This is a genomic window from Sphingobacterium bovisgrunnientis (genome assembly GCF_009829085.1).
GTDB classification, from domain to species: domain Bacteria; phylum Bacteroidota; class Bacteroidia; order Sphingobacteriales; family Sphingobacteriaceae; genus Sphingobacterium; species Sphingobacterium bovisgrunnientis.
In genome coordinates this window covers 120,426-140,986 of the sequence record NZ_WUQY01000004.1, presented here as the reverse complement: position 1 = coordinate 140,986, position 20,561 = coordinate 120,426, and the positions used below count along the sequence as shown (strand labels likewise).

The 20,561-nt window shown below is 36.5% G+C and carries 19 protein-coding genes; 12 read left to right on the top strand and 7 right to left on the bottom strand.

Annotation, left to right across the window (positions count from 1 at the left end):
* Nucleotides 1–557: 557 nt before the first annotated feature.
* Nucleotides 558–983: a nuclear transport factor 2 family protein gene (locus GOQ16_RS03900; protein ID WP_160068086.1), complete on the bottom strand. Its 426-nt coding sequence runs from the start codon at nt 981–983 to the stop codon at nt 558–560.
* A gap of 417 nt (nt 984–1,400) precedes the next feature.
* Complete coding sequence (locus tag GOQ16_RS03895; protein ID WP_160068084.1) at nt 1,401–1,952, bottom strand: hypothetical protein; 552 nt, start codon at nt 1,950–1,952, stop codon at nt 1,401–1,403.
* A gap of 330 nt (nt 1,953–2,282) precedes the next feature.
* Between GOQ16_RS03895 and GOQ16_RS03890 the strand changes: the two genes are divergently transcribed.
* From GOQ16_RS03890 to hemW, 11 genes are all read left to right on the top strand, one after another.
* Entirely contained in the window at nt 2,283–3,131 is an 849-nt protein-coding gene (locus GOQ16_RS03890) for a helix-turn-helix domain-containing protein (protein ID WP_160068082.1), read from the top strand.
* Nucleotides 3,132–3,151: 20 nt separating this feature from the next.
* A complete protein-coding gene (locus GOQ16_RS03885; RefSeq protein WP_160068080.1) occupies nt 3,152–3,565 on the top strand; it encodes a DUF983 domain-containing protein in 414 nt (137 codons plus the stop codon).
* Nucleotides 3,566–3,663: 98 nt separating this feature from the next.
* Nucleotides 3,664–5,526 (top strand): M1 family metallopeptidase, encoded by a 1,863-nt coding sequence (locus GOQ16_RS03880; RefSeq protein WP_160068078.1) that lies wholly within the window; start codon nt 3,664–3,666, stop codon nt 5,524–5,526.
* Nucleotides 5,527–6,074: 548 nt separating this feature from the next.
* Nucleotides 6,075–7,100: a LacI family DNA-binding transcriptional regulator gene (locus tag GOQ16_RS03875; RefSeq protein WP_160068076.1), complete on the top strand. Its 1,026-nt coding sequence runs from the start codon at nt 6,075–6,077 to the stop codon at nt 7,098–7,100.
* 76 nt (nt 7,101–7,176) lie between these two features.
* Nucleotides 7,177–8,088, top strand: a complete 912-nt coding sequence (rbsK, locus tag GOQ16_RS03870; RefSeq protein ID WP_160068074.1) for a ribokinase — start codon at nt 7,177–7,179, stop codon at nt 8,086–8,088.
* Nucleotides 8,089–8,117: 29 nt separating this feature from the next.
* On the top strand, nt 8,118–9,128 hold the full coding sequence (locus tag GOQ16_RS03865; RefSeq protein WP_160068072.1) for a GRP family sugar transporter: 1,011 nt from the start codon (nt 8,118–8,120) through the stop codon (nt 9,126–9,128).
* Nucleotides 9,129–9,377: 249 nt separating this feature from the next.
* The gene (locus tag GOQ16_RS03860; RefSeq protein ID WP_160068070.1) at nt 9,378–10,355 is read left to right on the top strand and encodes a hypothetical protein; all 978 of its coding nucleotides are present in this window, start codon (nt 9,378–9,380) and stop codon (nt 10,353–10,355) included.
* A gap of 193 nt (nt 10,356–10,548) precedes the next feature.
* A complete protein-coding gene (locus GOQ16_RS03855) occupies nt 10,549–11,112 on the top strand; it encodes a helix-turn-helix domain-containing protein (protein ID WP_160068068.1) in 564 nt (187 codons plus the stop codon).
* 90 nt (nt 11,113–11,202) lie between these two features.
* Nucleotides 11,203–13,422: a heavy metal translocating P-type ATPase gene (locus GOQ16_RS03850; RefSeq protein WP_160068066.1), complete on the top strand. Its 2,220-nt coding sequence runs from the start codon at nt 11,203–11,205 to the stop codon at nt 13,420–13,422.
* Nucleotides 13,423–13,449: 27 nt separating this feature from the next.
* Nucleotides 13,450–13,665 carry a heavy-metal-associated domain-containing protein gene (locus tag GOQ16_RS03845; RefSeq protein ID WP_160068064.1) on the top strand — a complete coding sequence of 72 codons (216 nt, stop codon included), beginning with the start codon at nt 13,450–13,452 and terminating at the stop codon, nt 13,663–13,665.
* A gap of 179 nt (nt 13,666–13,844) precedes the next feature.
* The gene (gene hemW / locus GOQ16_RS03840; protein WP_160068062.1) at nt 13,845–14,978 is read left to right on the top strand and encodes a radical SAM family heme chaperone HemW; all 1,134 of its coding nucleotides are present in this window, start codon (nt 13,845–13,847) and stop codon (nt 14,976–14,978) included.
* Nucleotide 14,979: 1 nt separating this feature from the next.
* Here the strand turns inward: hemW and GOQ16_RS03835 are convergent, their stop codons facing one another.
* Complete coding sequence (locus tag GOQ16_RS03835; protein WP_160068060.1) at nt 14,980–16,224, bottom strand: 3-deoxy-D-manno-octulosonic acid transferase; 1,245 nt, start codon at nt 16,222–16,224, stop codon at nt 14,980–14,982.
* A 280-nt stretch (nt 16,225–16,504) separates the two neighbouring features.
* Here GOQ16_RS03835 and galE point away from each other — a divergent pair, with 280 nt between their 5' ends.
* The gene (gene galE, locus GOQ16_RS03830; RefSeq protein ID WP_160068058.1) at nt 16,505–17,533 is read left to right on the top strand and encodes a UDP-glucose 4-epimerase GalE; all 1,029 of its coding nucleotides are present in this window, start codon (nt 16,505–16,507) and stop codon (nt 17,531–17,533) included.
* Between the two features lie 52 nt (nt 17,534–17,585).
* On the opposite strand, the gene trhO is transcribed toward galE, so the two are convergent.
* The 4 genes from trhO to GOQ16_RS03810 form a co-directional block, all read right to left on the bottom strand.
* Complete coding sequence (gene trhO / locus GOQ16_RS03825; protein ID WP_160068056.1) at nt 17,586–18,578, bottom strand: oxygen-dependent tRNA uridine(34) hydroxylase TrhO; 993 nt, start codon at nt 18,576–18,578, stop codon at nt 17,586–17,588.
* Nucleotides 18,579–18,670: 92 nt separating this feature from the next.
* A complete protein-coding gene (locus GOQ16_RS03820; RefSeq protein WP_160068054.1) occupies nt 18,671–18,910 on the bottom strand; it encodes a DUF3820 family protein in 240 nt (79 codons plus the stop codon).
* Nucleotides 18,891–19,643 (bottom strand): glycosyltransferase family 2 protein, encoded by a 753-nt coding sequence (locus tag GOQ16_RS03815; protein WP_160068052.1) that lies wholly within the window; start codon nt 19,641–19,643, stop codon nt 18,891–18,893. The genes GOQ16_RS03820 and GOQ16_RS03815 overlap by 20 nt, the downstream gene beginning before the upstream one ends.
* Before the next feature lie 5 nt (nt 19,644–19,648).
* Nucleotides 19,649–20,557 carry a glycosyltransferase gene (locus GOQ16_RS03810; RefSeq protein WP_160068050.1) on the bottom strand — a complete coding sequence of 303 codons (909 nt, stop codon included), beginning with the start codon at nt 20,555–20,557 and terminating at the stop codon, nt 19,649–19,651.
* Nucleotides 20,558–20,561 lie beyond the last annotated feature (4 nt).

The following is a 20,561-nucleotide window of genomic DNA, read 5'->3' as shown; positions in this document are numbered from 1 at the left end:
TTTCGTTCGACAAGACAATTGTACAATAGTAGATTCTCTTAAAAAGTTGCTCCTTGTCAAAGGTGTTTGTTAGGCGGAGGATATTGTTATCAACATGGATATTCACAAAAAGAATTTGTAGAACAAGAACATACAATCTTAATATATATACACACAAAGATAGTATTCCTCAATCTCTTGAAAATAAGTATAAATCTTCCAAATTTCAAAATTTCGCATCGCAGCTAAGTCGCCTCAAATTCACATCTTCTTAGGGCTCTATTTGGGCTTTGTTCGGAAGTTGTTCGGAAAAAATGCCATTTTTCCGAAGCCGACCCGAAGCCGACCCGAAGGAGATCCGAACAAACCCCTGAAAAGTTAGGTTTGTCAACAAAGTACAATCTGTGCCAAACCTTGCCAAATGTGTATCATTTTGAGACAATTTAGGCAAATGTTGTCCATTTGTGTTTTTGGACTGGTATTGCACATCTTTTGTAACAAAATCTGGGAAGAATGCTACAAATAAAAAAAGTCTGCACTCCTGCAGACTTTCATACTAAACAAAAATTACCCAGTACCTATGGATAAGTCGTTACGACTTTATTAATTTTCCAGCCTTCTGCAGATTGGATCAGTGTAATGTAGTCTACTCTTTTGAACGTACCGAAATCCATAGTCACTTTGCTGATCGACGTGCTACCTACCTGATCTACGATTTCAATAGTTTGTGTGGAGTTATATTTTAAGTCTTTGACAGATTTCAAATAGTTTACGTATTCTTTCTTGCCAAATTTCTCGTTGTTAGCACTATTGCTGTATTCAAAGTTGTCAGCAAACATTTCTTTAGTGTATTCTGAACTCCCCAACAAAGATGCGCCTACATAGTTCATGACAACTTCTTTGCTGTTCAATTCTTTATAAGGTTTGCTATCAGCGTGAGCGTAAAAAACAGTTGATACTAATGTGATAACTGCTACTGCGATTGTTTTTATATTTCTTTTCATAACTTTTATATTTTAATTTCTGGTGTTTTGTTATGACAAAGGTATAGCAGTTACGTGGGCTACGAAATGCTGTTTCGACCAGTAGAGGCAGATTTTCGGTGAAAATGGAATAGAAATCGGTAAAAATATTTAGAAGGAGGGAAAGAGATTCGGTTAAATGATTATGTTTTCATAGCCCTCTATGCCGGGCAGGCATCCTACTTTTTATCGCAAAAGTAGGCAAAGCTCGTCGCTGTACCGAGTTGCCACATCGCTATACCATCCTTACAAATGGCAACTCGCTAAGGCGACATTTAATGCACAACAAAGAATAGTGCAATAATTTGATTGTAAGAAATAGTATTATTGACTTTTTTATTCCGAACAGATGTTCTATAAGAACAGTGCACAGAGACAGAGCTTAAGACTAAAATGATTTTAGCTTATCATTAAGCCTTGCTCTTCTGCAAAAGCAAGAACCTTTTCGTATGACTCTTTTAGATCAAATTGAAGGTCTTCGTGAAGTTTATCGTATTTGTTGAAAGTCGTTTTAAGGCGTGCGGCTACATAGCGCTGCAATTTGTCAGCAGCAGCGACATAGGCTTTGTGAAATAAGGCAGGATAATGTTCGAAAGCACGTTCTAGAATCAACAAGCGAAATTCAGCTTCGCTAAATTTATCTTTCGTCACCTTCTCGTGCTCATTGATCATACCGCTGGCTTGTCGTAGCAACACGGTCAACGCGCGGTAATGGGAATACATCGCGACATTCTTTATACCCGAACGATTGGGTGCTAATAACTCATTAAGTCGTTCACGTAAGGCATTAATGCGTTCTTCCAAATCAAATTTATCTTCCAGTAATTGGAAGTGCAGTTGTTTGATCAGCATTTTGTCTTTGCTGATTAAGCGCACCAACAATTTATCTTTCTCCTTCGGAGGAAGGCTAAGAACAGCTGCTTTGAGTTCGGGGTCTTTGTGTAGCGACATTGGGTTAAAGTTAGTAAGAAATGTTGAATTTCTTAGGTTTATTGATAAGCCCTCTTGCCGGGCAGGCAGTTACTTTTTTTATCGAAAAAATTAACCAAAACCTCGTCGCTTTACCGGATTATCACAAAGTCACACCCTTCTTGCTATTGCCAATCCACTAAGGCGACATTGTTCGTACCTGTGTGGAATGTGCATAAACTTTTTTTAATCCTGAGTATTTAATGAAACAGCCATACAAACTGTGGCATTATTTACTTATCCATAAAAAGTACCATTAATTACATTAATACTACCATAATTAATGGTGTATTCAAAGTATCTTTGTGTACAATGGCAAAAGTTCCTGTTATAGCGCAATGTGTAGTGTCTGATGGGCTTAATCAAGATATTATGATTGAGAGCCTAGCGGATTATTTGGAACGAAATTCGAATCTTGTATTTCCACATCGCCATAATTTTTACCATTTTGTGTTATTCATAGCAGGACAAGGATCACATACGATAGATTTTGAAAAGTTCGTGATAGAGCCTTGGCAAATCTATTTTATGTCGCCGGGACAGATTCATACCTGGGAATTCGAAGGGGATATGCAGGGCTATGTAGTGAATTTTCATAAGGATTTATTTAAAAATGTATTGTTGCGTTCCGATTATCTGACGACATTATCGTTTTTCTCTGGATTGGTCAGAGATGAAGTATTTGTCGTGAATGAAGAGGACAGATCTTTAGTTTTACAAATTCTAGAACGTCTTGCTAAGGATAGCATGCAGAAGGAATTTGTATCAAGCTCATTGTATTACCTATTTAATCTGTTGAATTCCCGACGTGTGCCATCTGTGACTCAAGATACAAATGCGTATAATCATACCTTGTTGCGTAATTTTTTGAATCTGATAGAATCAAATTTCACGTCATTACGTCTTCCCAAAGAATATGCAGCATTATTGTACATTACTCCCAATCACTTAAACGCACTTTGCAAAGAGCTGTTGGGTCAATCCGCCGGCGAGCTGATTCGCGACCGCGTAATTTTGGAAGCAAAGCGTCTCCTGGTAATAAAAGACTACTCCGTTGCTGAAATAGCTTATGAGCTGAATTTTAACGATAATTCGTATTTTACAAAGTTTTTTAAGAAAGCAGTGGGCGTGACTCCAGAAGAATTTAGAAAACACATATAACATTAAGAAATACATATACTATGTCTACAGAATATACAATACCTAGTGAAATTAAGAGTGCCATAGATGGAAAATGCCCTCGTTGTAGAAAGGGCAACATGTTTAGAGCGCCATTATTGAGTTTCAAATCGAAGAAGATGTACGAGCAGTGCCCACATTGTGATTTAAAATTTGAGAAAGAGCCGGGCTACTTCTATGTAGCGATGTACGTGAGTTATGCTTTTATAGTAGCTCAATTGGTAGCATCATGTGTAGGAACCTATGTTTTGACAGGAAATTTGGAATCTCCATGGTTGTATTTATCTGTTGCGGTTGCCGTGGCTATTCTACTTGCGCCTTTTAATTACCGTTATTCGAGAATTGTGCTGATGTATTGGCTGACACCACAATTCAAATTTCAAGAAAAATACTTTTTGAGGAAAAAAGAAGCTTAATACGCGTATTATTCGTTTATTTTGTAACAATATAAAAGGGATTTGTCGCTCCAAGCGATAAATCCCTAATTTTATTTTTTAAACTACTACTTTGATTTATGAAATACTTTGCACTTCTCCTGTGTGTCCTTTTATCAGCATCAACTTTTGCGCAGCGAAAGGGGTATTGGCAGCAAGATGTTCAATACAAGATGGATATTGATGTCAATGAAAAGGATTACAAATACGATGGTAAAATGACATTGGTATATGGCAATAATTCCGGACAGTCTCTTTCAAAAGTTTATTTTCATTTGTACTTCAATGCCTTTCAACCGGGAAGTATGATGGACAATCGATTGGTATCTATTGCAGATCCAGACGCACGTATGGTAAAAAATTTGGGCACGAAGGAAAAGCCAGTTTACCAAAGTCGTATCTCGCAACTGACTCCGGAGCAGATTGGTTACCAAAAGATTTCTTCGATCAAAGTGAATGGCTCTGTCGCGAACTTCAAAGTTGATGGTACAATCTTAGAAGTGACATTGCCTACTGCATTAGCAGATGGTTCTAAAACTACTTTTGAGTTGGAATGGAAAGCACAAGTACCCGAACAAATACGTCGTAGTGGTCGTAATTCCAAAGAGGGTGTAGCATTTTCAATGGCGCAATGGTACCCGAAGATGGCACATTTTGATGAATTTGGATGGCATTTGGATGAATATGTAGGCCGTGAATTTATTGCACCTTTCGGAGATTTTGATGTGACTATTCATTTGCATAAAGATTATGTGGTGGGTGCATCAGGTGTATTACAAAATCCAAATGAGGTAAAAGGCTACGTAAATAAAGCAAAGATTAAGACTAAAAATAACAAGGCATCATGGCGTTTCAAGGCGGAGAAGATTCACGACTTTGCTTGGGGTGCGGACCCTAAATTTGTGGTTGATTCTACAGCTTCGGCAGGAGGTGTTAAGATATACGCAGTATATATTCCAAGTAATAAAGACGTTATTTCGAATTGGACGCAAGCTTTAGGCTTTTCGAAAGAGTTTTTTGATTTCACATCAACACGTTTTGGCGAATACCCTTGGCCTACTTACACGATCGTACAAGGTGGTGATGGCGGTATGGAATACGGAACGATGACGTTGGTTACCGGTGGTCGTAATCTGAAAAGCTTAGTAAACGTGATATTCCACGAAGTGGCACATTCATGGTATCAGCATATGTTTGGTATCAACGAAACGGTGGACGAATGGTTCGACGAAGGATTTACTTCATACATCGAAGAGCTGGGTATGCAGCATATATTTGATAAGAAAGGCGCTGTCGCAACGAATCCAATGATTGAGCCTTACCGTGCATATTACCGCTTGGCTTTGTCGGGAAAAGAAGAGCCAATGAGTTTGTTGGCTGATTATTACAATACCAACTATGGATATTCAAATCAAGCCTACAATAAGGGTGCGGTATTAGCTGAACAATTGGGCTATATTATTGGTCAACAAAACTTAGAGAAAACTTTTTTGAAATTCTATGAACAATGGAAGTTCAAACACCCTACGCCTAATGATTTCAAGCGTGTAGCGGAAGAAGTTTCAGGAATTAATTTGAAGTGGTATTTCAACTTATTTATCAACACGACGCGTAAGATCGATTATGCGGTGGAAAGTGTTTCCGACAATAATATTGTGATTCGCAATAAATCTGATATGGCGATGCCATTAGATATTTTGGTGGAATACAAGGATGGTTCAAAAGAATTATTCTATATTCCACTTCGTGAAATGCGGGGAGAAAAACCAACAGAAGATTATACGATCTACACTGGCGTGAAGCGCACCGTATTAGAAGATTGGTTTTGGACTAAACCAACATACGCATTCCAAGCTGCAAAAGGTATTGCTAAAGTTACGATAGATCCTACCCAACGTTTAGCCGATATAGAAGCAAGCGATAATATAAAAGAGATTAAGTAAGAGAAACCTGCCTCGAGCAGGTTTTTTATTTGTCGGATACAGAAAGATCTCCTATTATGCTCTGAGTCCTATTTAATTGTGCAGTTTTTTGGAATGTGCTAGTTTCAAGTATAGTTACAACTATATACATAAAAATAGAACATAATAGCATTGCTACGCAAAGTAGAAATTGTTTCATAGTTGAAGTTTTGTTAGTAATTTTTCAATAGGTGTACTCAAATTTATTAGTATTTTATATTTTAATCTATAATTATTTCACAAATACCTATTAATCGTGATACTCAAAAGAAAAAAATACATGTAATTAAATCTTAAAGAAAATGTTAATTCAAATAATCATTTACAGAACAATTTTCGTACCACACGTAATTAAGTCCTACAATAATTAATTAAATATAACTTTCGAAAGGTGAAGAGCAAGGTAAAGAATCGGATTTACAAATTTGATGATTTGTTTTTTTTAAAAAATTTAATTATGCTCAATTTAACAAAATAAATTTAAATATTAATGAAATTCATATTATGTGAAATCACACAAGTTCAATTAAATGGATAATCTGGGAAAAATAACGATTAAAACTATAGCTGAAGCATTGAATTTATCATTAACTACGGTATCGCGAGTATTGAATGGAACATCTGAAAAGTATCGAATCGCAAATACTACGCAAGAAATCGTGCTTCAAAAATCTAAAGAATTAGGTTACATACCTAATATGGCGGCTAAGACATTACGAAATAGCCGTAGTAAAACCATAGGTCTACTTCTCCCCTCTTTAGATAATCCTTTTTTTTCACAGATTGCGAGTACTGTAACAAAAACACTTTATGCTAAAGGCTATGTGGTGTTGATTAGCGATTGTAACAACAACCCAAAAGATGAGGTAAAATATTTGAAATCATTGATTGGACAAAATTTGGAGGGATTATTAATAATTCCTTGCGGAGATAAATCCAATTTCAGCGCTCTATCTAAGCTCAATATGCCAATTGTCTTCATCGATCGTATGATATCTGGAATGAAATATCTAAATGTGAGAACCAATCACTATAAGACCACCTATAAGTTAATGAATTACCTTTATACGCGAGGTCATCGAAAAATAGCATGTATACAAGGAGACCCGCAAGTTTCCTCAAACGCATCACGTGTAGCAGGTTACGAAAAGTTTATTAAAGATTATAATTTAGCATTTTCGTATATAGGAGGTAAAGAATTTACGTCAGAAAATGGATATATAAGTACTCGAGAATTGATTAGCAGTAGCGCCACCCCCACCGCCATCATATCTTTTAGTGATACTATATTATTAGGGGTTCTGCAAGCTTTAAAAGAGAATAATTGGAAAGTTCCTACACAAGTATCCGTGGTTTCGATAGATAATTCTCCCTATTTAGATTTTTTAGAAGTACCTATTACATCCATAGCGCAGCCCATCCAAACCATTGCTGAACATTCCTCAAGTGCTATTTTAGATATGATCAACAACAAAAACTCAAAGTATTCTTCCACACCTATTCTGCTAGATGCTGACTTCGTAGAAAGAAAGTCTGTGCGCACCATTAATGAATAAATTTAATATAATTGTTCGAATTAAATATTTTATTTAATTTGCGACAACGTTGTCGCAATTGACAATCAACTATCTTATGAAAAATCAAATTCTTATAGTCGGAAGTACTAATACCGACATGGTCGTTAAGACTAGCCATTTTCCGCAACCCGGTGAAACCATTTTAGGTGGTGAATTTTGCGTTTACCAAGGTGGGAAAGGTGCAAATCAAGCTGTCGCTGCAGCACGTTTAGGTGGGGACGTTGTCTTTATCTCTAAATTAGGAAATGACTCTTTCGGACTAAATTCTATTGCAGCTCTGCAAAAAGAAAACATAGACACCACCCAAGTTCTTATTGACGATAAAGTTAGTTCTGGAGTGGCTTTAATAACAGTAGATGAAAAAGGAGAAAACAATATTGTAGTAGCACCCGGTGCCAACAACACGCTTCTACCTCAAAATATCGAACATTTAGATGCTATTCTGGAGAAGTGTAAAATCTTACTCGTACAATTGGAAATACCATTAAAAACAGTACAGTTTGTTTGTCAACGAGCGAAAGAAAAAGGTGTTATCGTTGTCCTTAACCCTGCTCCAGCTACAAAATTGGATGAATCAATATTGAAATATGTGGACATTTTGACTCCTAATGAAACTGAATGTGAATTATTAACAGGATTGAAAATTAATGATAGTGTAGCGGCAGTAAAAGCCATAAACACATTATTGGAAATGGGGGTTTCCACGGTGGTAATTACACTAGGCAAACGTGGAGCTTATGTATATGAAAACAATGAGCTTACGTTAGTTCCTACAAAGGAAGTATTTGCGATAGATTCCACAGGTGCAGGAGATGTATTCAACGGGGCATTAGTGGTAGGACTAGCACAAGATAAAACATTGGTAGATGCGGTACGACTAGCTTGTGAAGCAGCAGCAATATCGGTTACGAAGATGGGCGCGCAGTCTTCGGCTCCGACTTTAGAAGACTTAAACACATCTAACTAAAATATTTAACCAATTAATTTTTAATAATTATGTTTATAGTTGAAAGTTATACATTAGCAGTGATTCTGTGTGTTATCACTATGTTCTGCTGGGGATCTTGGGGTAACACGCAAAAGCTCGCTTCAGAGAAATGGCGTTTTGAGTTATTCTATTGGGACTACGTAATCGGCATGGTCCTTTCATCATTACTTTATGCCTTTACGTTAGGTAGCATTGGTTCGGCAGGTCGTAATTTTTGGACCGATTTAGCCCAAGTCGAACAGTCCAATTTATGGTCTGCAATAATAGGAGGAATTGTATTTAATGCTGGAAATATACTGCTGTCAGCATCCATATCGATAGCAGGTATGGCGGTAGCCTTTCCTGTAGGTGTCGGTATTGCACTAGTTCTAGGTGTTATAATCAATTACATGGGGTCACAAAGTGGAAATCCTCTACTGTTAGGTCTTGGTGTATTATTGATAGTATGTGCGATTATATTAAATTCCTTAGCTTATAAGAGCACTGCTGCAAAAGAAGACAATAAATCCTCGATTAAAAAAGGGCTTATATTGGCTGTCTTTGCAGGACTTTTAATGGCATTTTTCTACCGTTTTATAGCATCATCAATGGATTTAGAAAACTTTGCAAATCCACTAGCGGGAAAAATGACACCATACACAGCTTTCTTTATATTCTCAATAGGCGTGTTGATTAGTAATATGTTGTTTAATTCGATCCTGATTAAAAAACCTTTTGTTGGAAAACCGACATCTTACAAGGCATATTTTTTAGGATCATTTGCAAATCATTTACCCGGAATACTGGGTGGTTTGATCTGGGGAACTGGTAATGTAATGAATCTAGTAGCTGCTGGAAAAGCGGGAGCTGCTATTTCTTATGGATTAGGTCAAGGCGCAACACTTGTTGCCGCCTTTTGGGGAGTTATAATTTGGAAAGAATTTAAAAATAGTACTAAAAAAGTTACCAATATGTTGATTGGTATGTTTCTATTATTTTTGATCGGAATAGTTTTAATTATAATGGCTGGAAATGAATAATTGTTTAAGATTAAAGTTTGCTTCATTAAGCCTTACATCACTTTATGTCTTTGACTGTCGCAACTATTAACTAGCACATCAAAACAAGGTGTAAATTATTTTGGGATAATTTACACCTTGTTAATAAATTATTACTGCAACTATCTACCCTTCGATACACAGTAATATTTTGCCTATCTATTCATATTTTTGATTTTTTCCTTAACTTAACCGTAATTTTTTTGTTAACACAAGCTAATCATAAATAAAATGAAAAGATTACACTTCAGAATATTAAGTCTTTTGCTATTTATAGGCATATTGACAAATTCAGCTCACGCTCAATTTGGAGATTTATTGAATAAGGCAACAAAGGCAGCTGCTGCAAAAGGAACAAAAGCACTTGGATTGGATAATATCCTCAAACAGCCAGAAGCCATATCAACAAATTTTGGTGATGTAAACCGTACGGATGAACAAATGCCCGATTTTCATAATGATCAACAGTATACTCCACTTACTGATTTACCCAAAAATCCAGAAGGAGGATATGTATTGAAGGCGGGACATTTTGAAATTATAAATAAAAGTTATTGTTTGAAAGCTGGAACGTATGCTCCATCCTCTGGTGATGGATATATGTATGCGCCAGTATTGGGAAAGAAAAAAGATATTGTGACTATAATTCTGAAAAGCGCTGAAAAACATTCAGAAGTCAAACAGTCTGATGTACAGATGCTCTTGTGGACAATTATTGCGCGAACAAAATTTAGTGATTATTCTGGTGCAGTAAAAGAAACAGCGATACGATTACTGACGCCCAAACAATTGTTGCAATTAGAAGGTGGGGCACTAGGCATTCTTCCTTTTGATGTCGTACAGAAAGCAAAAGATCAATTACCTAGCGAGTTGAAATTAGTTTTTGAAGCAGAAAATAACATTAGAAATTTGGTGTCATCTGGTAACTATTCTTATGCTGAATTTGAGAAATATGCGATTTTGGCAGGCATGGCTCCTCTTAGGACAGATGCACCTAGCGGGATTTGGACTTGCCATCCAGACGGCTATTATGTACGTTATTTTCCTAGTGGGTATAGTCAAACTAAAACACAGATATACGTACCAGAAGATATTATAACTCGTTTAGACGGTAAAAAGCTAATCTACGATGCTACAGATGATATTGCTTGTCCTGCGAATACAGGTTCCCAACGCTTGGCACAAACAAACGAAGTTTTCTCTTTATAAATAATCGAGTACAGAAAAAGCATAGATTAGTAAGGTATTTATTTAGCTTTATATGAATTCGTGATATGCAGAGCCATACTCACCAAATAAATACACAGCTAACTAATGTTCTTGTCATTAAGACGAATTTAACAGCAGTCTTACAAATCGTACGTATCTAACTATTAACTTTGTTGTTAAACGCAAGATCATCATGCCTATATTATATATTAAAAACATGGTTTGCAACCGTTGTATTATGGTGGTTGAACATGAATTGGGAAAAGCGAATATCCTTGATGCTCAAGTAAAGTTAGGTGAAGTAATATTAGCAAAAGAGCCTACCGATGAACAAATTCAACAATTTACTAAGCGTATCGAATCATTGGGATTCGAGCGGATTGATGATAAAAAAAGTCGACTTGTAGCACAAATTAAAAATCAAATTATTAAGTTGGTTCATTACGATGATAATCATTCAAAAACGAATTTATCTGAATCAGTAAGTTCACTCCTCCATCAGGATTACAGCTATTTATCCAATCTTTTCTCCGAAATAGAAGGAACTACGGTTGAAAAGTATTATATCGCTCAAAAAATCGAAAAAGTAAAAGAGCTATTAGTCTATGATGAATTATCCCTTAGCGAGATAGCCGATCGATTAAATTATTCAAGTGTAGGTTATTTAAGCAATCAATTCAAAAAAATCACAGGCCTATCTCCTAGCCAATTTAAACAAATCCGTGTGGACAAAAGAAAGCCACTGGATGAAGTATAAGTAAATCTTACAAAACCTTTCCAAAATAGTATAACAGTTTATATTGTTTGTTTTGCCAACTTTGTAGTAGAGCATTAAAATAATCACTCTATGGCAAAGCAAGGTAAAGATATTATAAAAGGAACTTATCCAGTATTGGGCATGTCTTGTGCTGCTTGCGCTGGAAGTGCTGAAAACATTATCAAACAGCAAGAAGGTGTATTAAATGCCTCTGTAAATTTTGCTACAGGTAATCTATCCGTGGATTATAGGTCAACTATCACTTCTTCTGAAAAACTACAACAAGCACTACAATCTGGTGGCTTTGATTTGTTATTGGAGGATGAAAGTACACTACAAGATACATTGGAAGCTTTACATACAGCTAAATTCCAACAATTGAAAACCAAAACTTTTTGGGCAGTTATCTTATCAATTCCAGTAGTAATCATTGGCATGTTCTTTATGAATATACCTTATGCTAATGAGATTATGTTTGTTTTTACTACACCAGTGGTCGTGTGGTTGGGACGAGATTTCTTTGTTGGTGCATGGAGACAGGCAAAACATCGTACGACCAATATGGATACATTGGTGGCATTGAGTACAGGGATTGCCTATTTATTCAGTGTTTTCAATATGTTATTTATGGATTTTTGGATGCAAAGAGATCTACATGCACATGTGTATTTTGAAGCGGCCGCAGTTATTATTGCGTTTATTCTACTGGGAAAACTTTTAGAAGAAAAGGCCAAAGGAAATACTTCTACAGCGATAAAAAAATTGATGGGTTTGCAACCTAAAACGGTGACTTTGATTTTGGACAATGGGGATGAAGAAACTCGTCCTATTGACCAAGTGCAAATAGGTGATCGTATGTTAGTAAAGCCAGGAGAGAGAATTGCTGTAGATGGATTGGTGTTAGTTGGCAATTCTTATGTCGACGAAAGTATGTTGAGTGGTGAACCTGTTCCCGTATCTAAATCGAATGGCGATAAGGTATTTGCTGGCACGATCAATCAGAAAGGTAGTTTTCAATTTGAAGCGACAAAAGTAGGAAAGGAAACCCTATTGGCTCAAATCATCAAAATGGTGCAAGATGCACAAGGTAGCAAAGCGCCTGTTCAAAAACTAGTTGACAAAATAGCAAGTGTTTTCGTTCCTATAGTTATTGCAATTGCCATACTTACTTTTGTTTTGTGGACTGTTTTTGGCGGAGAACACGCTATGGTACAAGCCATGTTAGCTGCAGTTACAGTATTGGTTATTGCCTGTCCATGCGCATTAGGATTGGCTACGCCAACGGCGATAATGGTAGGTGTAGGAAAAGGTGCAGAACAAGGCATTTTAATTAAAGATGCGGAGAGTTTGGAATTAGCAAAAAAAATAGATGCGATTATTCTGGATAAAACTGGTACTATTACACAAGGACGTCCAGAAGTTGATGAGGTAGTTTGGTCTAATTTTAATAAAACAGACCAAGCGATTTTATACAGTATTGAAAAACAATCCGAACATCCATTGGCCGACGCCGTAGGCAAATATTTAGATAATGTATCCATTGTTGGATTAAATGCCTTTGAAAGTCTTACAGGTAGAGGAGCTACAGCAGAATATAGTGGACTAACATATTTCGTTGGAAACAAAAAGTTACTAACGGAACAGGCTATCTTCCTCCCTTCAAATTTGGAAACAAAAGCCAACAGCTGGTTAAGTGAAAGTAAAACAGTTATATGGTTTGCGAATGAAAATGAAGCACTAGCAGTGCTTGCCATTTCTGATCAAATTAAACCAACTTCGGCTCATGCAGTTCAAGAATTGCAAAGTATGGGTATTGATGTATATATGCTTACTGGGGATAATGAAGCAACCGCTCGAGCTGTAGCAAAACAAACAGGAATAAAAAACTACAGAGCGGAAGTATTGCCGCAAGATAAAGCGGCATTTGTTAGGGAACTTCAGAAGCAAGGTAATATTGTGGCTATGATAGGTGATGGTATTAACGATAGCACAGCATTAGCCACTGCAAACGTGAGCATTGCGATGGGTAAAGGTTCGGATATTGCGATGGATGTGGCGAAGATGACCATTATATCTTCGGATTTGACGAAGATTCCACAAGCTATCCGACTTTCTAAACACACTGTAGCAACGATAAAACAAAACTTATTCTGGGCATTTATTTACAATCTAATTGGCATCCCAATTGCCGCAGGTATTTTATATCCTATCAATGGATTTTTGCTAAATCCTATGCTAGCCGGAGCTGCTATGGCCTTAAGTAGTGTTTCGGTAGTGTCCAATAGCTTGCTATTAAAATGGAAAAATTAAACAAGATTATAACTAAAATTTAAAGACATGGGAAACAAGGAGTTCAAATTCAAAACTAACATTAACTGTGGAGGGTGTATTTCTAAAGTAAAACCAGCTCTAGACACTGCGGAAGGTATAAGCCATTGGGCTGTAGACACGGATAATGTAGATAAAATTTTAACGGTATCATCCGAAGGAATCTCAGAAGAAAAAGTATTAGAAATTGTAAAAGCCAAAGGCTTTAACATAGAAACTATTTAGTCATTATTGGCAAACTGAGCATTAACGGCTTAGCAGATTTTGCAAAGCTGCTTAACATCCTTTATACAAATAGGAGTCACAAATCTTTATTGCGAATTTTATTTATTGAATAATCCGTTGTTAAATCCGTTTCATTGAATAAACTTTTACCTTTGTATCACAACAACTGAGCGGCACCCATGATATATTTTCACATTCCATTCTGTAAGCAAGCTTGTCACTATTGTGATTTTCACTTTAGCACTTCGTTGAAGTATAAGGAGGAGATGTTGTGGACTATGCAGCAGGAGATTGTGAAGAGGGCGCATTATTTGGAAGACAAGAAAGTACACAGTCTATATTTTGGTGGTGGAACGCCTTCTATTCTAGATGCTGAAGATATATTACAACTCATTGGTACTGTAGAAAAGTATTTTGAGATTGCGCCGGATGCGGAAATTACCTTGGAAGCGAATCCTGATGATTTAACACGAGAAAAGGTAGATGCACTACGTCAAATACCTATCAACCGTTTTTCTATTGGTATTCAATCATTCTACGAAGAGGATTTGCGTTGGATGAATCGTGCACATAATGCACAAGAAGCGGATTCTTCGATCAAGCGCGTGCAAGATGCAGGTTTTGAAAATATTACCTGTGATTTGATTTATGGTTATCCATTATTGACGGACGAAAAGTGGAAAGCCAATATGCAAAAGCTTATTGCACTAGATATACCTCATATTTCGTCCTATTCGATGACAGTAGAGAAAAAAACTGCATTGGCTCATTTTGTCAAAGAAGGTAAAACGCCGGGCATGAGCGATGCGCAGAGCGCTGCGCAGATGCTGATGCTCATTGATACATTGACACAAAATGGTTTTGAGCACTATGAAATTTCCAATTTCGCAAAGGATGGTATGTACGCCAAGCACAATACAAACTATTGGAAAGGGAAACATTATCTGGGAATCGGTCCTTCTGCGCATTCTTTCAATGGACATAGTCGATCGTGGAATGTCGCTAATAATGCCAAATATATTGCCGCATTAACAGATGATACATCGTATAATGAACTAGAGCATCTTACCAAATCAGATCAATTCAATGAATCTGTGATGACCTCTATCCGTACGATGTGGGGGCTAGATTTACAAAAAGTAGAAAAAGACTTTGGTTACGATTATAAGCAACATATTCTAAAAGAAAGCCAAACTTTCTTGGTAAATGAAGAATTGGAAATCATTGATAATAATACACTCCGTGCAACGAACAAAGGAAAATTATTAGCTGACCACATTGCATCGGAACTATTCTTGGTAGATGAGGGTTAGTTTATCCTAACAATTTCTCAGTTTCCAAATATTTCATAATAATCTGTGTAGCTCCTGCACGCTGTTGCACATATTTCTTTGCAGAATTGCTTGCTTCTTGTAAGAAGTGTTGATCTTTTAGTGAATCAAAGACCTGTTTTAATTCCACGTAATTAGAAATCGAAAATCCTGCCATTAATGTTACTAAATCTATAGCCTCTTGGAATTTCTCGTATTTTGGACCAAAAATAACAGGTTTACCGTATGTTGCAGCTTCCAATGTATTGTGAATACCAACACCAAATCCACCACCAATGTACGTAACATCAGCATAGTGATACAAAGATGAAAGCATTCCGATATTATCAATAACTAAGATTTTACTTAGGTGAATCTGTTCATAAGTATATGTAGTGAATTTTGAAAATAATAACACATCACCAAATAGCTTAACAATTTCATCGATATGCGACTGATGTATTTCATGTGGAGCAAGAATTAATTTCCATTCAGGATTGTCCAGTGAGAGTTGTTTCAATAGCTCCTCATCAGGTTTCCATGTACTACCAGCAACAACTGTTTTATGTTTAGCACAAAACTCTTCTATTTGTGGTATAGACTTATGTTGAATCGGTAATTCCATCACACGGTCAAAGCGCGTGTCACCTGCTAAACCAGCTTTGGTGATATTTATCCATTTCAGCATATGAACTGAATCGGTATTCTGCGCAAAGAAATAGGATACATTTTTTAATATGGAACGAAAAAATCCGCCATAAGGCTTAAAGAAAATTTGGTCTTCTCTAAAAATTGCCGAAATCATTAACAAGCGAATATCTCGCTTTTTCAATTCTTTGAAATAGTGATACCAATATTCGTATTTGGTGAATACTACAAATTTGGGTTGAATAATATCGATGAAAGCTTTTGCATTTGACGCAGTATCTTCTGGCAAGTAAAACACATAATCAGCCAATTTGGTGTTTTTACGGACTTCAAATCCTGACGGCGAAAAAAAAGTTAGTATTATTTTTTCGTTAGGAAATCTACTTTTTATCTGCTCCAAAACCGCTCTTCCTTGCTCAAATTCCCCCAAGGATGCAAAGTGAAACCATATGTATTTATGACCTTTTTCAACCGTTTGATTGATGTTTTTTAAGATGTACTTTCGACCGTCAACCCACAGTTTGGCTTTTGGGTGTAATGGTGAAATAAGACGTAATAAAACGCCGTAAAGCCATATTCCAAGGTCATATATTAATCGCATATTTTTAAAATAATACTTATATTCGTCAAAGATAAAGATATTAAACCTTTTCTAAACGTAGACACGGTGCAAAATACAGTTTGCAAGAGCATAGACAATGGAAAGGCAGCTTGCCAAAAAAATCACTCAGGTGACATACAATCTCCTATTTACTTCAAGTTTAAAAAATTAAGTTATTTTTTGTCGCTACATATGTGTCAAAATTTACTGCTTAAAACTGCAATGTTTACCAAATACGTTTCAATATTAACATTTAACAAAATAGAAATTTATAAAGATTATGAGTAAAATTTTAGTAACGGGGGGAACAGGCTACATAGGTTCGCATACTGTTGTAGAATTACACAATGCGGGATATACGCCTGTTATCGTTGACAATCTATCAAATTCGAATATTAAAATTTTAGATCAAATCGAGAAAATCATCGGTATAAAGCCGGAATTTCATCAATTTGATTTATGTGATGTAGCAGCTACGACAGCTTTCATCGAGGCAAATCCTGATATAACGGGAATTATTCACTTTGCTGCTTCCAAGGCCGTTGGTGAATCTGTACAAGACCCATTAAAATATTACCATAACAATTTCTTCTCTTTGATCAATCTGTTAAATAGCTACCGCTCTAAGCAAATTAACTTTGTATTCTCTTCAAGCTGCACAGTGTATGGTGAACCAGATGTTCTTCCTGTGACAGAATCAGCACCAGTAAAGAAATCTACTTCGCCTTACGGTAATACCAAACAAATTGCGGAAGAAATTCTGGAGGAAACAGCAAATGCTTACGGCAACTATAATATTGTGGCTCTACGCTACTTTAATCCAGTAGGCGCACATGCAACTTCATTAATTGGAGAATTGCCAAATGGTGTTCCTCAAAACTTGTTACCTTTCATTACGCAGACTGCAATCGGTAAACGTGAAAAATTAACGGTTTTTGGAAATGATTACGATACGCCAGACGGTTCATGTGTGCGTGATTATATCCACGTAGTAGACTTAGCAAAAGCACACGTAGCGGCGATTAAATTATTAGAAAAGGGTAATCCTAACGGAAAATATGATGTTTTCAATATTGGTACAGGAAACGGTTATTCGGTATTAGAAACTATCAAAGCTTTTGAAAAAGCTTCTGGAAAACCATTGAACTATGAGTTCGGTCCACGTCGTGATGGTGATGTAATTCAAGTTTGGGGTGATGTAACCAAGTCAACTAAAGAATTGGGTTGGAAAGCGGAATTAGGAATTGATGAAATGATGTCTTCCGCTTGGTCTTGGGAACAATATATTTATGAAAATCCTTTGGATTAATGCTCTATTCTAGCATAAAAAATAAGCCTTGACAATAATCAAGGCTTATTTTTTATGCTTCAGCTTCCACTTTATCTTTTGGTGGGAAGTTTTTATGTTTTCTTTTAGAAATCTTTTCAATGTTTACAGGTTGTGGTACTTTAACGTAATAGCCTGTACCGTCGTAAACACGTTTATCAGGGACAGATTGACATTCCGTCGAGCAACAGCCCTCTAATTCCCAACCACAATCATCACATTGCGTGAAGTGCTCATTACATTTTGCATTCGCACAGTTGATCATTTTATTCGTGGTTTTACCACAATTGCGACAAGTAGAAATGACTGAAGGATTTACGGTGTTAACAGGAACTGTAACACGATTATCAAACACATAACAATCCCCTTCAAAATCTTTACCACCGGCTTCTTTACCATATTTGATAATACCACCGTGCAATTGATATACATCCTCGAAACCTTCTTTTAGTAATAATGCTGAGGCTTTCTCGCATTTGATACCGCCAGTACAGTACGTAAGAATTTTTTTGCCTTTCAGGTGTTCCAACTCTTTCACTTTCTCAGGGAATTCACGGAAGTTTTCAATATCTAATGTCACCGCATTTTTGAAACGACCTACAGAATGTTCATAGTTAGAACGCACATCCAAGATTACCACATCTTCTTGGTCTTTCATTTCCATGAAATCCTTTGGCTCAAGATGTTTTCCTGTCTGTTTAGTCGGGTCAATAACTTTTGGGTCACGCAAACCCGAATGAACAATTTCTTCTTTGTATCGGCAGTGCATTTTGATGAAAGAAGGCTCTTCTACATTATCAATTTTAAATTCTGTATGGTTAAATCTTCCATCCGCGTAAATCGCATCCATATAAGCTTTACAAGACTCAGGAGTACCTGAAACGGTGCCATTAAGACCTTCGTCAGCTACGATGATTCGACCTACAAGCCCAAGAGATTTACAAAATTCTAAATGATCTGCAGCAAACTGTTCTGCATTTTCGATAGGGCTGTAACAATAGTACAGCAATGTTTGATATTGTGCCATATATTCATTGATACCGCTGCAAACGGCGTTTAATGTTAGTAATTATTTCGATGCAAAGATAGGAAAAAGAAAAATACTAAAAATGAGTGTTATTACTTTTTAATGAGTGGCGTGAGTAGATACTCCAAACCATTCAATTTAATCTCGTACAAAGTTGCCAATTGTGTGCCTAATTTTCCTGGAGGAAAACCTTTTTTGTGAAACCAAACCAAGTATGGCTCGGGTAATCGACAAAGCAACCAACCATGGTATTTGCCGAATGGCATTTTTGTATTTGCCAATTCAACCAATATTTCGGGATTAAAAAAATCGTTAATCTCTTGTTTTGCCATTTACGAGTCTATTCTTGATAAGTCTTAATGCGATGATGCCGTGATTAATCCAATTTTGAAAAGCGCCGTAATGTTTTTTGAAAATAGCATAACGCTCTTTCAAACTTTGTTTATGTCGCTTTTGAGACATGCCTCCAACCAAATAGCGTGCTACGTAGCAATTTACATTCTGCGTAGTTTTAGCTTTTTTAGCTGCTCTTATCACCCAATCTACATCTGCACTGAGCTTGTATTGCATGTCGTAAGGCTCTGCAATGTCACGTTTGACATAAATAGCTTGATGGCACACATTCATTCCATATTGGAAAGATTTCCAGTCAAATTGCTGTGGCGCTTTATGACGTCGATCGCCAATAATTTTTCGGTCTTCGTCGACTAATTTAGTCTCGCCGTAGATAATATCTGCACCCTTACCTTTTTCTACTATTGTTTGGATAGTATTGTTGTCAAATAATTCATCTCCCGAATTCAAAAATAACACGTAGTCACCAGTAGCTTTTGCTAAACCTTTGTTCATCGCGTCGTAGATACCCGCATCTTTTTCAGACACAAGAATATCAATGCTGCCGCGATATTTTTGGATAATATCCAGCGTACCATCCGTAGAAGCACCATCGATGATAATGTATTCGATGTGGCTGTACGACTGATTGATGACCGAAAGAATAGTATGTTCGATATCACGCACATTATTGTACACGATCGTAATAATGGATATTTTTGGAGATGTCACGTTTGTTATTTTATATTCAAATGCTTTTTAGCAAATCTTAAAACTCTTGTAAATACAGAGCCTTTACGATGTTTGTAAAAATACTTAATTGCCTCGTAAGCTTGTTTATTTTCTTCGATTTCTTTGGGAAAGTATGAGACAGCTTGTGTTGCAAGGTCTACTTTATACGCATTATCTGCATCAGAATGCGTACCCGAACCATCCGTACCCATATTTTGAATCATTGATTGTCTGGGGTATAAAGCCAATCCATAATTATTAAAAAGGGTTAGATACCAGCGAATAGCCCAAGAGTTAATTTTGCCAGCCTTATATTCTTGAACTTGTTTCCAAAAATTCTCCGTATGATCTATACTGAATCTTTTGATTTTATCTTTATCGAAATCTGCAATAAGTTGATCAATATCTGTGTTGTATTTGTCCCAAGCACGCTTCCACGTAGCCCATCCCCAACTATTCGCAACGCGAAAGAAAAAAGTCTCGGCTAGTTTATCTGCATCTTTTACAGGATACATGTAGCCACTGATTTCCATGACCTTTTCCTCTTGTTCGTAAGCATCCAGTGCATCATTGAAGTAGCGCAATCCAACCTTAGAAATTTCTAAATCGTCTTCCAATACTATAACTTTTCCATATTGTTTGATAATTTCACTTACCCCAGAAATGACATTCTGCGCTAACCCCACATTACGTTCTCTTTCGATAATAGTAATTTTTTTAAAATTCCAAGGCTCTGTTATTATTGCGCGAACTCTATTTACGTGTTCAATTGCATTAGCATTTTTAGCGCCATCAGAAAAGATAAAGACGTTAGAATCCTGTGCAAGTTCTGCATTTTCCAAAGCCTGCAACATCTTTCGAGTGTGATGTGGTCGGTTATATGTAAAAATTATAATAGGCGCTAATTCTCGCATACAG